Source organism: uncultured Cedecea sp. (assembly GCF_947498825.1).
GTDB lineage: Bacteria > Pseudomonadota > Gammaproteobacteria > Enterobacterales > Enterobacteriaceae > JGM124.
Window position 1 is genome coordinate 216616 of sequence record NZ_CANMLV010000003.1, and the last position, 13363, is coordinate 229978.

At 45.9% G+C, this 13363-nt stretch carries 15 protein-coding genes; 7 read left to right on the forward strand and 8 right to left on the reverse strand.

The features are described from left to right. The first annotated feature begins 70 nt into the window (after window positions 1-70). The 3 genes from folD to Q1A40_RS06045 all read left to right on the forward strand — a co-directional run bounded on the left by folD (window position 71) and on the right by Q1A40_RS06045 (window position 3545). Window positions 71-940: a bifunctional methylenetetrahydrofolate dehydrogenase/methenyltetrahydrofolate cyclohydrolase FolD gene (gene folD, locus Q1A40_RS06035; protein ID WP_299998544.1), complete on the forward strand. Its 870-nt coding sequence runs from the start codon at window positions 71-73 to the stop codon at window positions 938-940. Further along, complete coding sequence (gene ybcJ, locus Q1A40_RS06040; protein WP_259050093.1) at window positions 940-1152, forward strand: ribosome-associated protein YbcJ; 213 nt, start codon at window positions 940-942, stop codon at window positions 1150-1152. The genes folD and ybcJ overlap by 1 nt, the downstream gene beginning before the upstream one ends. Window positions 1153-2300: 1148 nt before the next feature. Next, window positions 2301-3545, forward strand: a complete 1245-nt coding sequence (locus tag Q1A40_RS06045) for an autotransporter outer membrane beta-barrel domain-containing protein (protein WP_299998545.1) — start codon at window positions 2301-2303, stop codon at window positions 3543-3545. Window positions 3546-3769: 224 nt separating this feature from the next. On the opposite strand, the gene rnk is transcribed toward Q1A40_RS06045, so the two are convergent. After that, window positions 3770-4180, reverse strand: coding sequence for a nucleoside diphosphate kinase regulator (rnk, locus tag Q1A40_RS06050; protein ID WP_299998546.1), 411 nt, complete (start codon window positions 4178-4180; stop codon window positions 3770-3772). Between the two features lie 207 nt (window positions 4181-4387). Next, the gene (locus Q1A40_RS06055; protein WP_299998547.1) at window positions 4388-5194 is read right to left on the reverse strand and encodes a ribonuclease I; all 807 of its coding nucleotides are present in this window, start codon (window positions 5192-5194) and stop codon (window positions 4388-4390) included. 615 nt (window positions 5195-5809) lie between these two features. On the opposite strand from Q1A40_RS06055, the gene pagP reads away from it, so the two are divergent. Further along, the gene (pagP, locus tag Q1A40_RS06060; RefSeq protein ID WP_299998595.1) at window positions 5810-6334 is read left to right on the forward strand and encodes a lipid IV(A) palmitoyltransferase PagP; all 525 of its coding nucleotides are present in this window, start codon (window positions 5810-5812) and stop codon (window positions 6332-6334) included. A 200-nt stretch (window positions 6335-6534) separates the two neighbouring features. After that, on the forward strand, window positions 6535-6744 hold the full coding sequence (gene cspE / locus Q1A40_RS06065; protein WP_012542460.1) for a transcription antiterminator/RNA stability regulator CspE: 210 nt from the start codon (window positions 6535-6537) through the stop codon (window positions 6742-6744). A gap of 71 nt (window positions 6745-6815) precedes the next feature. On the opposite strand, the gene crcB is transcribed toward cspE, so the two are convergent. Beyond that, on the reverse strand, window positions 6816-7199 hold the full coding sequence (gene crcB / locus Q1A40_RS06070) for a fluoride efflux transporter CrcB (RefSeq protein ID WP_299998549.1): 384 nt from the start codon (window positions 7197-7199) through the stop codon (window positions 6816-6818). Window positions 7200-7299: 100 nt separating this feature from the next. Here crcB and Q1A40_RS06075 point away from each other — a divergent pair, with 100 nt between their 5' ends. Together Q1A40_RS06075 and tatE are read left to right on the forward strand one after the other, a co-directional pair. After that, window positions 7300-8112 carry a deaminated glutathione amidase gene (locus tag Q1A40_RS06075; protein ID WP_299998550.1) on the forward strand — a complete coding sequence of 271 codons (813 nt, stop codon included), beginning with the start codon at window positions 7300-7302 and terminating at the stop codon, window positions 8110-8112. 100 nt (window positions 8113-8212) lie between these two features. Next, window positions 8213-8416, forward strand: a complete 204-nt coding sequence (tatE, locus tag Q1A40_RS06080) for a twin-arginine translocase subunit TatE (protein WP_299998551.1) — start codon at window positions 8213-8215, stop codon at window positions 8414-8416. A gap of 70 nt (window positions 8417-8486) precedes the next feature. Here tatE and lipA read toward each other — a convergent pair whose 3' ends face one another. The 5 genes from lipA to rlpA all read right to left on the reverse strand — a co-directional run bounded on the left by lipA (window position 8487) and on the right by rlpA (window position 13352). After that, a complete protein-coding gene (gene lipA / locus Q1A40_RS06085) occupies window positions 8487-9452 on the reverse strand; it encodes a lipoyl synthase (protein ID WP_299998552.1) in 966 nt (321 codons plus the stop codon). 304 nt (window positions 9453-9756) lie between these two features. Then, the gene (gene lipB, locus Q1A40_RS06090) at window positions 9757-10428 is read right to left on the reverse strand and encodes a lipoyl(octanoyl) transferase LipB (protein WP_299998553.1); all 672 of its coding nucleotides are present in this window, start codon (window positions 10426-10428) and stop codon (window positions 9757-9759) included. Between the two features lie 104 nt (window positions 10429-10532). After that, on the reverse strand, window positions 10533-10796 hold the full coding sequence (gene ybeD, locus Q1A40_RS06095) for a DUF493 family protein YbeD (protein WP_299998554.1): 264 nt from the start codon (window positions 10794-10796) through the stop codon (window positions 10533-10535). A gap of 101 nt (window positions 10797-10897) precedes the next feature. Next, entirely contained in the window at window positions 10898-12109 is a 1212-nt protein-coding gene (dacA, locus tag Q1A40_RS06100; RefSeq protein ID WP_299998555.1) for a D-alanyl-D-alanine carboxypeptidase DacA, read from the reverse strand. A gap of 142 nt (window positions 12110-12251) precedes the next feature. After that, window positions 12252-13352, reverse strand: coding sequence for an endolytic peptidoglycan transglycosylase RlpA (gene rlpA / locus Q1A40_RS06105; protein ID WP_299998556.1), 1101 nt, complete (start codon window positions 13350-13352; stop codon window positions 12252-12254). Window positions 13353-13363 lie beyond the last annotated feature (11 nt).

Sequence of the window (13363 nt, forward strand, 5' to 3'; positions counted from 1 at the left end):
GCGGCGCGTGAGTCTGACAAAATAGCAGGTATCCCCCTTTCTTGTAGATTACAGACGGAATTTTCTCTCGATGGTAGCGAAGATTATTGATGGTAAAACGATTGCGCAGCAGGTACGGCAAGAAGTTGCTGAAAAGGTAAAAGTGCGTGTTGCGGCAGGAAAACGTGCTCCGGGCCTGGCCGTGATTTTAGTGGGGGCGAATCCGGCTTCACAGATTTATGTCGCCAGTAAACGTAAAGCCTGCGAAGAGGTAGGTTTTATTTCACGTTCATACGATCTGCCTGCTACGACGACTGAGGCTGAATTACTGGCATTAATTGATACCTTGAATGCGGATCACGCGATTGACGGTATCCTCGTGCAGCTGCCGTTGCCAGCGGGTATTGATAATGTGAAGGTCCTTGAACGTATCAATCCGGATAAAGACGTTGATGGTTTCCATCCTTACAACGTGGGGCGTTTATGTCAGCGTGCACCCCGCCTGCGGCCTTGTACTCCGCGTGGTATTGTGACCTTACTTGAGCGTTATAATATCGATACCCGTGGTCTGAATGCTGTGGTGATTGGCGCCTCTAATATTGTTGGTCGTCCAATGAGTATGGAACTGCTTCTGGCGGGTTGCACCACGACAGTCACTCATCGCTTTACCAAAAACCTGCGTCATCATGTCGAGAACGCCGATCTGTTGATTGTTGCAGTGGGTAAACCCGGTTTTATTCCCGGTGAGTGGATAAAAGAAGGCGCTATTGTGATGGATGTCGGAATCAACCGTCTGGAAAATGGCAAAGTCGTGGGTGATGTGAATTATGCTGAGGCTGAAGCCAGAGCATCATTTATTACCCCGGTTCCAGGTGGCGTGGGGCCGATGACGGTTGCGACGCTAATAGAAAATACCTTGCAGGCCTGTGAGGAATATCATGATGTTGATGGAGAGCTTTGATGGCTATCTTCGAGTTAGGTAAACACCCCCATGTAGAATTATGCGACTTACTTAAGCTTGAAGGCTGGAGCGAAAGCGGCGCACAGGCAAAGGCAATGATTGCTGAAGGTCTGGTAAAGGTAGATGGTGTAGTAGAAACCCGTAAACGCTGTAAAATCGTTGCGGGCCAGACAGTCACTTTTGCCAGCCTGAGTATTACTGTCCAGGCTTGAGGTGTATTCGATCCAGAGCCTGTTTACGATTCAACGTCAGTGTTTTTTCAATACAGGCTGTTAAGGCGATCGGCGGGCTCAACAAGAAGTCCTTCGTCAGTCCTGGAGTCGTATCGTCCATTTCTATGAGGCTGGCCGGATGGTCAGCCATATCACTTTTCACGCTTCTTTAAATGTATCCTGTATCTGAAGCGTTGCCTCTTCTGCCGCCGCTTTATCTATAAAATTAAAAGTATTTATATTCTTGTGTGTTCTGGTTTATCCCGGTTGTTTAAAAGATCAAGAAGATTAAAAGTCAGCTATTGTTTTTTTTATATACATATGTAGTATGTATTATGAGCGTGTTTTTCGAAAGTATCACTGATACCTGAAAAATCTAGTCAATATTATCGTTATTTACGAAGGCAAAGTTTAGCTGTCCTCAAGCGGTTGGTAAGTGATGAATACCGGGTTCCATTAAGTTCCAGAACGCAGAGTCTCTCATATGCTGACTATATGGAGTAAATAACCTTTAATAATTTTGCTGCAATGAATATCATTTTGGGCTTAGGACGAGTCAGAGGCGAAATACTTCTGCTACCACAGGTTTTTTATTGCATTCTTCTCAATGCTGTTTTCCTGAATGGCATGACACAAATGTTTTCAGGCTGGACCTGATTGCTGGTCTGCGGGTTTTGGTTATCGACCTGTATCTGTATATCCTAATTGAAGTGTTGTTTTAATACTTTGATTTTAATATAAAAATAATCATCATCTTCTCTGGCTATAATGCTGGATCAAAAAATCGGACCTAATCTCATGGATAGAGATAAACAGGAGGTAACGGATGACCTAGTCAAGGAAGCATGAGTCCGATGTCATCATCGCCACGAATATCAAAGCACACTATGGATAAACTACGTCCATTGCATATCAATGTTCCAATTATTTAAATGAATAATTTCATTAAAATTTCGGATGACGGATTTATTCAGTTTATTAAAAAAGATGGAGTAAACAACGATGAAAGATAATCTCATTGTTCTATTATCTCGCGCCCATAAAATACAAAATCATAGCGTTAGTTTAATCTCCAGAACTAAAAGACGAGTAAAAAATACAAATACACTACGAGTACTAAAACAGCGGACCTTATTAATCGCTTTATTATGTGTAAAATTACGATTAATTCGTTGCTCAATGGTGATGATTCCCTCACCGATCGCCTGATTATTGATGGCGGCAAGGCCTCAGGCAGTACCTCGTTGCTCGTTAAGACAGGCAGTAGCAGAGGTGGGCTTACCCACCAAGGTATCGCTCTGGTACAGACAAAAAATGGTGGTACGACCCACGCTGATGCTTTTCAGCTGGATCCGAGCTCTGACGGATATAACAGTGCAGGGATACTGAACGTTGGTGCCTATAATTACCGCTTAAAACGCGGTGGTGACGGGGGCGAGGAGCAAGACTGGTATCTGATATCGTCACTTTCTCCCGTGGTCAGTTCATATTTGCAAGGGCGTCAATCAGCGGTGGCGATGCACAGACATACGTTGCATGACAGACAATGGCAGGTACCTGACCAAGAGGATTCACCTACCTGGTTACGTATGGAGGGCGCAATTGTTCATCATGACGGTGCTGATGAGCAGAAAACGGAAGACCGGCGTTGGGTACTGCACGGCGGGAGGGACATTGTTCGTTTCAACGACATATATGGTGGCGGCAGCCGTATTGGGCTGATGGCACAATATGGCACCAGTTCTGGCAGTAGTGATGATGATGTATCATCTTCATCACACAGTGTAAGAGGGTACAGCGCAGGAATTTACGCTAGCTGGTTTGGTCATAACGATCTGAGAAGCGGGCCATATATTGATACGTGGTTGATGCATGGTCTGTTTTACAACGATGTGACTGGGCAAAGGCAGCGTACCGAAAACTATCGCGCACAGAATACGACGGTATCTCTCGAAAGCGGATACAAATTCAAAATGGCAGAATCATCCTCTGCCGGATATTACATAGAACCACAGGCTCAGATCCTGCATGACCGCTATCGTGCAAAAAATCACCAGATGCTTGGGGGAGGGCTGGTATCGGATATGTCTGGTAATAATGTCACCACCCGCTTGGGAGCCCGGTTTTATGAAGACCGGTTTGACAAGTATGGCCAAACGGTAATGCAAGGATTTATCGAAGCAAACTGGTGGCATGGACCCTCCTCACAAACAATACGTATCGATAATGCTATAGGGCGGGAACCGATGCCTGCCGATCGAGCTGAGTTCAAATTTGGTGTACAGGGAAATGTGATGGAAAACCTGAGTGTAACCGGCACCGTCGGTGTGGATACCAATATGTCGTCTTATAAGGCTGGGCGGTTTTCCCTCAGAGTAAATTACGCGTATTAGTCTGATGAGTAAGGGAAGCGACGGTCTTTCAGCGGCATCGTTCATTTCTGTGATGCCGCTTGAATGGCTAGCCTGTGTACAATAGACAGTAGGATACGTACTTCTGGAAAAATCGTACTAATGGTTTCAAGAAAACGAACTATTAATACAAGTGATGAAAATGCCGCTCAATCCAAGCTGTTCTCATTCCGTTTTCCCCTCCCTGTTTGAAGGGGAAGCGAGGCTTAGCGATGAAATTCGCCAGCTGATTCCGGCTGATACTGCAGTTCCAGTACTTCCAGATGGGTTTTATTACCATTAGGTAAGTCCCAGTTAATAGTATCCCCCACCCGCAGTCCCAGTAGGGCTGCACCTACTGGTGCCATAACGGATAACTGCTCATCGCTATCGGTGAGGTTCGCCGGATAGACCAGAGTACGCACAAACTCTTCTTGAGATATGAGATCGCGGAATTTTACGCGACTGTTCATCGATACAACATTGGCAGGCATATCTTCCGGGCTGCACATCTCAGCGCGATCCAATTCGGCATTCAGCATGTCTGCCACAGGCGTTTTTGCATACTGTGGTTTTTCGAGCAGACTATCGAGACGTTCGGCATCGAGTTCGTTAATAATGATGGCAGGTCTGGACATAATTTTCCCCGTGTAAAAAACGCTCACTTATCTAATGAAAAACGTTATAAAGAAAAACCCTCACCGGAATCGATGAGGGTCAGCTCTGTTAAGATGATACTGAGCTTAGCGCACAGTTGGAAGTCCGGTTAGTCACATTTTCTTGTTGACTAATTCACTTACTGGATAAAAATGGCTTAAAACGTCAATTTAAGGTGACATTATGCTTTAATAGCCGAAAGCATCAAGACGAAAAGAGTTTCCGCAGTTGCCCAGATATTTCTGTTCGGCAAAAGAAGCACTATGTAAGGGCAGATTTATCTTATCTGCACGTAGTGTTATATGAATATCCGTCAGATATGCAGGATTGCCGTGGCAGTTTAATTTTATGGCTTTAATGGCATTGTCGCCCCAGCTTTCTTTCACTGCTTGATTAAAAGCTTCCCGTGTTATGACTTCGCCGTAATGCTTTTGGATAAACTCTCCCAGCTGTTGCTGTTTGACCTCATAGCTTAATCTTACCATCGTGTCGAAATAATCGTTTGAGTTAAAACCAAAACAGGCACCGTGTTTGGCATATTCATAACGCTCAAGGCAGGAATCCCCCCCAGCAGCGGGCATCAGGTCAGCGAGCTTTGAAGCCACTTCAAGTGATATTCCGGTTATCGGTGCATTACATTTATTCGATGTATTCACTTCTGGTAAATCGGGTAACGGACGTGTAGCGCAACCATAATGCATCCAGCGTTTTTCATCGACCCCCAGGGCCGCAATTGATGTTGGCAGGCTAGGCCATAGCCCGTGGACAGTGAGATATGCATGCTTATCATGAGATTTTTTTTGTTTTTTGCATATTTTAGCGTCTTTTTTATAGCGCTTATACTGACTCTGACAGGCGTCGGTTTGCCAGGATAAAGCCAGAGTATAATGACTGAAATCTGCGTATCTTTTGGCTTCTAGCGGCTCAGCCAGAGCAGTTTTACTGAGAAAAAAGAGAAAAATCAGTGCTGGTATGCTGCGTCCGGAATTGTTCATTTTTTTATCTTTATCCATAAAAATAATGTTGTTATTTAAACATGAAACAAGCAATTTATGCCAGCAATTCAGTGGTTTATTTAGATGATGTTTATTTTTTTCTTCTTTAGAGCTGACTTTTTTATGCGCTCATATTTAACTGAGAGAAAACATAACAGACCAAAAGATAAATACGATGTCAGTAAGTATAGTGAATAAATTGGGTTGTATTGCCGTTGCTCTTTATTTTGTTACTAAATATTTCATTTTCGGGAACCTGCTTACTTTGCCAGGTGATTGACGGCGTAACGGAGCGCACGCTGAAAATTGAGCTTTATAATGTATAAAATATTATATCCGTCAGTGGTTTTTTGATGGTCAACTATTCTGCCGGAGGAATAATATCTTGCTGTAAATGTGGCCGATCTTTCTGAAGTACGTTATTATGTTACCCGTTTTGAGTGTACCCTTTCAGATAAAAGCATTATTTTTCAGAACGTTTTTTTACATCAGACTGCATTGTAGGTTTTTATTACTATATAATTTACCCAAGATTAAGTTTGCTATTTATACGGTAATAACGACGTGAAACATATGTATCGATTTCCCTTGGCGCTGACTTTGGCCTCCTCGCTGATGATGGTAACCCCTGTAAGTCAGGCTGCAAAGAAGGGCTTGTTTACGGGTGTCTGGGATACATTTTCCGGTAATGTCTCCAAGACATGGAAAACACCACAGCACTATGATCTTTATGTGCCAGCGATAACATGGCATGCGCGTTTCGCCTATAGCAAAGAGAAAACAGACGCCTACAATGAGCGCCCATGGGGCGTTGGGTTCGGGCAGTCTCGCTGGGATGAAAAAGGTAACTGGCATAGCCTTTATCTGATGGCATTCAAAGACTCATTTAACAAATGGGAGCCTATCGGAGGTTATGGCTGGGAGAAAACTTGGCGTCCGCTGAAAGACGACAATTTTCATCTTGGGCTTGGGTATACGGCGGGTTTTACTGCACGTGACAACTGGAAGTATATACCTGTTCCGCTGATATTACCTCTGGCTTCTATTGGTTATGGTCCGGCAACATTCCAGATGACTTATATTCCAGGAACTTACAACAACGGTAATGTTTACTTTGCCTGGATGCGTTTTCAGTTCTGAATGTGATTCAGGTTCTATTTTTCAGTTGATAAGTGGATTTTTCATAACCCTTAAAATACAATGGTTAATGCTAAATGTGGCAAAAAGTTAGAGATTTTTATCACTTTTTAGTAATTATTGGCTGGACAAAGCTTACTACAATTGTTGTACTTAAGCGGGACACAGCATTTGTGTCGTTTTTTAATGTAAAGGTAATTTTGATGTCTAAGATTAAAGGTAACGTTAAGTGGTTCAATGAATCCAAAGGCTTTGGTTTCATTACTCCGGAAGATGGCAGCAAAGACGTATTCGTACACTTCTCTGCAATCCAGAGCAATGGTTTCAAAACCCTGGCTGAAGGCCAGCGCGTTGAGTTTGAAATCACTAACGGTGCCAAAGGCCCTTCTGCTGCAAACGTAATGGCTATCTAAGTCACTACCAGTAGAATATAAAAACCCGCCAAGGCGGGTTTTTTTTCGCGGTTAATTCCGGCACCCCCTGGTTATTGCACTGTTGCCGTATTCACCAGCCAAATGGCGAAGGCTGTCATAAGAAATGAGCCTGCAAGATTGATAGCCACATTGAGCCCGGCCCAGGCCAGACGCCCTTCCTGCATTAACAGGATGACTTCATAGGAGAAAGTAGAAAAAGTTGTCAGCCCACCACAGAAACCGGTAGTAATCAGCATCTTCCACATGGGATCAAGATGAGTGACGCGTGTAAATAGCGCAAACGCGAGACCAATAATGAAGGCCCCCGTCAGGTTGGCAATCATGGTTCCCATAGGAATAGCCAGACTTGCCGAATTAAATTTGGCACTGAGTAGCCAGCGAGCCACACTGCCGATCCCCCCGCCGATAAATACTGCACAAGCCATCTGTATCACAAGCTGTCCTTTCTGATAACATTTTTAAAGAGTGTAAACGTCGAATTTTCTTTTGCCAATTAATCGATTCAAATCCTCTCTGTTGGATTCTGGAGCATATATGAAAGTTGCAGTAGGCCAGTTTGTTGTTGGGCCTCGCTGGCAGGATAATGCCAACGTTTGTGTTGAACTGATGGCTCAGGCGACTGAAGCAGGCGCGTCACTGCTGGTATTGCCCGAAGCCGTGCTGGCGCGTCAGGATGATATGCCTGATTTATCTGTTCAATCAGCACAGCCGCTGGATGGTGCTTATGTGACTCAACTGTGTGAGGCCAGTCGCCATACTAACCTGACGACAGTGCTGACATTACATACACCCACAATCCCGGGAAGGGCGGCCAACACGCTGATTGCTGTGCGGGCGGGTGAGGTGATTGCCCGGTATCAGAAAATACACCTGTATGATGCGTTTAGTGTTCAGGAATCTCGCCTGGTTGATGCAGGGGATGAGCTTGCTCCGATTATCACGGTGGATGGGATGCTCATCGGACTGATGACTTGCTACGATCTGCGCTTTCCTGATCATGCCTTGGCGTTAGCCCTCCAAGGTGCTGAAGTGCTGGTTCTGCCCGCGGCCTGGCTAAGAGGCCCACATAAAGAAAAGCACTGGGAAACCTTACTGACTGCACGGGCTCTGGATACGACCTGCTATATTGTGGCGTCAGGTGAGTGTGGAAATAAGAACATTGGCCAGAGTCGAGTCATTGACCCATTAGGAATAACGATTTCCGCCGCTGCAGAGACACCGGCATTGATTTTTGCCACGCTGGACAAGCAACGATTAGTGAAAGTCCGGGAGATGCTACCGGTGTTGAAAAACCGCCGTTTTACGCCACCTCAACTGACGTGCTATACGCCGGATAAAGTTGATTAATTTTGTTACAGATTAAAATTGTGTCGTGCTACAGGATGACGGTAATAAAGACAGTTCCTGTTAGCCGTTATTGCGGCGTGTTTCTTAAAAGAAGGTAAGTATGGGTGAGATTAGTATTACCAAATTGTTGGTGGTCGGTGTGCTGATTGTGTTGTTGTTTGGAACTAAAAAACTACGAACACTGGGAAGCGATCTCGGCTCGGCTCTGAAAGGCTTTAAAAAAGCAATGGCCGAAGATGAATCCGCAAAACCTTCTGACACTCGTGCAGACACGCCCGCCGGACAGATTGATACCAAACATTGATTTTGTCAGATAAAAAACGGCTCAACATATATTGAGCCGTATTTGCCAGAAGCAGCAATCAGTAATCTGATTATTTGACTTCCATCCCCTTGGCCTGCAGATCTGCATGATAAGAAGAGCGTACAAACGGACCACAGGCTGCATGTGTAAAACCCATTGCCATTGCTTCTTCTTTCATCTCGTCAAACTCATCGGGGCTAACATAACGCTGTACCGGTAAGTGGTGACGGCTGGGTTGCAGATACTGCCCTAACGTTAGCATGGTGACGCCATGACGACGTAAGTCGCGCATAACTTCAACGATCTCTGCGTTGGTTTCGCCTAAACCAACCATTAAACCGGATTTCGTTGGAATATGAGGATGTGCCTCTTTAAAACGTTCCAGCAACTTCAGTGACCAGTTATAATCAGCGCCCGGTCGAACCTGGCGATAGACACGTGGAACGTTTTCCAGGTTGTGGTTAAAGACATCGGGTGGGGTTGCGGTCAGAATATCCAACGCTTTATCCATACGCCCCCGGAAATCGGGTACCAGAGTCTCGATTTTTATTGTCGGATTTTTAGCACGAATTTCGCGGATACAATCAGCAAAGTGCTGTGCTCCACCATCGCGCAGGTCGTCACGGTCAACGGATGTAATCACCACATAACGCAGACCCATGTCAGAGATAGTCTGTGCCAGTTTTACGGGTTCATTGGCATCAGGCATCATTGGACGGCCATGTGCGACATCACAGAACGGGCAGCGACGGGTACAAATAGCCCCAAGGATCATAAAGGTTGCCGTTCCGTGGTTAAAGCATTCTGAAAGGTTCGGACAGGATGCTTCTTCACACACCGAATGCAGGCCATTTTTACGCATGGCGGCTTTGATGCCCTGAATTCGGGTTGAGTCAGTGGGGAGCTTGATTCTCATCCACTCTGGCTTTCTTAATATCTCCTGGCGCTCTGTCACCACGTTTTTAATCGGGATCAAAGCCATTTTATCGGCGTCGCGGTACTTAACGCCGCGTTCCATCACAATAGGTTTGCTCATACGGTACGGGTTCCCGTTGCGGATACTTAAGTGAGGCTAATTGATTTTCTAGCTTATGTTGCAAATATCAATTATTTTTTAACGTATGCCGCGGAGTATATCATCAGCGCAAGGCAGAATCAGTAAGCCGTGACAGTAAATAGCGAAAGAATTGTAAATGAATTGTTGTGGGATGTCTGTGCTATATCGCAGTTTAGGGCACCAATGATGCAGATTTTCTCATCAAAAAAAACAATCTGAGTAACTACGTCCCATTCTCATTTGTTCAGCGGGAAGAGACGTAGCTTAAGACTGAAAAACCTGACTAGATCTGGGATATGCCAGCCGAAGGCTCGTCGTTTTCTGAGTAGATATAAGGTGGATGATTCAATAACGCGATAAGGTTAGCAATCAGGCGCGGTTGTACTTCTGCAGGTGTAATGTTTTCCACAAAGTGACTGACTTGCGTCATCTCCATTCCGGCGTAACCACAAGGATTAATCCGCAAAAAGGGGGAGAGGTCCATATTGATATTCAGGGCCAGACCATGAAAAGAGCAACCCTGACGAATACGCAAACCCAGTGAGCAAATCTTGCGTCCATCGACATATACTCCAGGCGCCTCTGCACGAGGATAAGCAGTGATAGAAAACTCTGCCAGGGTATTTACGACGGTTTGTTCCAGCAAGGTAACTAATTCTCGTACTCCGAGTTTACGGCGTTTGAGATTGATCAACAGGTAGACGATTTGCTGACCCGGACCATGATAAGTTACCTGCCCCCCGCGATCGCTCTGTATGACCGGAATATCGCCCGATAACAGAATATGTTCAGCTTTTCCTGCCTGCCCTTGAGTAAAAACTGCCGGATGTTCTACCAGCCAGATTTCATCAGGTGTATTTTCCCCGCGATGATGCGTGAAGTCATGCATAGCCGTGGATACAGGTTCATAAGGCTGTAAGCCGAGATTACGGATAAGAAGGGTATCTTGAGACAAAACAGCGTCTCCGGAAAACAAAAGGTGGCAGGGAGTATATCAAAGCATCAGTAAAGCAGAAATAGCGGTGTAATCTATCCCGGCGGGGAACCGGGATAGCAAAATTACAGAACCATGCGGACAATATCTATTTTACCCAGCTCTTCGTACAGTGTTTCGACCTGTTCAATATGGGTGGCATTGATGGTCACAGAAACTGAGTGGTAGTTTCCTTTGCTGCTGGGTTTCACATCAGGTGTATAGTCACCTGGTGCATGGCGCTGAACAACTTCAACCACCAAGTCAACCAGCTCTGGTTGTGCAAGGCCCATCACTTTGTAGGTAAAAGGCGTTGGAAATTCCAGTAATTCGTTCAGTTTGGTTTTCATGGTCGCTCCCGCTACCTTAAAATAATAACTCCTGACGAAGCAGGAGTTTCTCTATTACAGAATATATGGGGATCAATGCCGATTTTTCAAGTCGGCTATTATCAACCGAACCAGTGATGCAATGTCAGTTTGATGTAGTCTATCATTCTGCTGAAGAAACCACCTTCTGGCATTTCTTGCAGGACCACCAGCGGACGTTGTTCAATCGTTTTACCGTCTAGCTGGAAGTTGATAGTACCGACCACTTGGTTTTTCTGTAGCGGGGCATGCAGCTCTGGAGAGTTCAGCACATAGCTTGCTTTCAAATCTTTCAAGCGACCACGTGGGATAGTCAGATAAATATCTTTATCTACTCCCAAGGCTGCACGATCGCTTTCGCCAAACCAGACAGGCTCAGAGGCAAACTCTTTACCTACTTTTAATGGCGATACGGTTTCAAAGAAACGGAAGCCCCAGGTAAGCAGTTTCTTGCTTTCAGCCTCACGGCCTTTAAATGTTCTGCCACCAAGCACGGCGGAAATCAGACGCATGTCACCTTCGGTCGCAGAAGCGACCAGGTTATAGCCCGCTGCATTGGTGTGCCCGGTTTTGATACCGTCAACATTAAGGCTGGTATCCCAGAGTAAACCATTACGGTTAGTCTGACGAATATTGTTGAAAGTAAACTCTTTTTCTTTATAGACAGCGTACTCGTTTGGCACGTCACGAATTAATGCCTGGCCAATTAATGCCATATCGCGTGCTGAACTGTACTGGCCTTCTGCATCTAAACCGTGCACGGTTTTGAAATGGGTATTCTTCAGCCCTAATGCACCCACATAGCTGTTCATCAGACCGACAAAGGCGTCCTGGCTGCCGGCAACAAAATCGGCCATGGCAACGCAGGCGTCATTGCCAGACTGTAAATTAATACCACGGATAAGCTTATTGACCGGGACCTGCATGCCTGGCTGAAGAAACATCAGCGAGGAACCTTTAAAGACCGGGTTTCCGGTTGCCCAGGCATCTTTATTTATGGTGACTATGGCATTTTCATCAAACTTACCGGCTTTCATTGCCTGACCAATGACATAACTGGTCATCATTTTGGTCAGACTGGCAGGATCACGACGGGCATCAGCATTCGACTCTGCAAGGACTTTACCGGAGTTTGCATCGATCAAAATATACGCTTCTGCATCAATCTGCGGGACGCCGGGGATCATTGTTTTAAGGTTGATCTCTTCAGCCTGAACAATGGCGACAGACGAAAAAGCCAGCACAGTGGTGAGCGCGATGCGCTTCACAAAACGAATAGGGAAATCTGTAATCATGGTTAAAACAACGGCATCCGTGATGGGATTAAAAAGAGTGCCTCACTATAGCAAAAGCGTTTTTTGCTGGCATCTGACTTTGCTTACGAGTTTGTTAATGAAGCTTACAAAACTTTACACAGTGTCAGATGCCCGTTAACGTTTAGCGTGCAGGGGCGTTGGTAATGAAAGATTGCTGCTGCGCTTCTGATAATAAACGCTGCTGCAATGCAGTAGCATCACTGCGTTGGCTGAATGGACCTAACTGTATGCGGTAGATAGCTCCATTCTGTGATATTGCGCCGCGCGTTGAAAATTGCTGGCTCAGTTTATTGAGCAGTTGCTGAGCACGTGTACTGTCACTGACGGCACCGACTTGTACCACATACTGGCCGCTTGTTTGAGTTGGCGTCGCAGGCTGAGCCGTGGGAGAACTCACGACCGCAGCGGGTTGCGATACGGCGGTTTCTGTCGGTGCGTCAGGCTGTTCGATAATGCCAGCAGGCATGGGGGAGGGTGCCCCTAAAAAACCGCCACTTTTAATCGGAGCGCCCATAGTATCGTCACTTTGTAAGGTACTATTGCTGATAGCGCGTACGTTATCTTGTGCCCCCGGTTGCGGCGTAAAAGATGACGTACTTCCCAGACCACTGTTTAAGTCGGGGAGAACGGGTAAAGCATAAGTTTGTTTTGCCATGGTCGTACAAGCCATGCCTGGACCTGAAACTGTACCATCCGGAGCGACAATAATCGGGTCGATACGCACCTTTGTGTTATTGGAGGTATTCAGTCTGTCTGCGGTTGCCCGTGACAGCGCGACGACACGATCGTGGGTACCATAAGGACCTCTGTCATTAACCCGGACGACCACCATACGACCATTGGCCAGATTGGTGACACGCGCATAGCTTGGAATTGGCAGTGTCGGATGAGCAATCGTCAGGGCTGTAGGGTTGAACTCTTCGCCTGATGCTGTCAGATTTCCATCTACCGGGCCATCATAGATAGCCGCAAACCCAGCTTCACTGTAGTTAGCCGGATTATTGACGATGTTATATTGCTTACCATCGCGTCGATAATCCTGGTTTAGCGACGGGTTCAGAGTTTCATACCGTGGCTCCTGCCCGGTAATTTCCACCACAGGCCCGTTACAGACTACCTGCGGTGGCACCTGAGTGGTAGTGGGCTGCTGGCCATTATCATTTAACGTACATGCTGTCAGTAAGGCTGTCGCGATAAAAATTCCAAGCCAGTGCTTAACCATTGCGCCCCTCA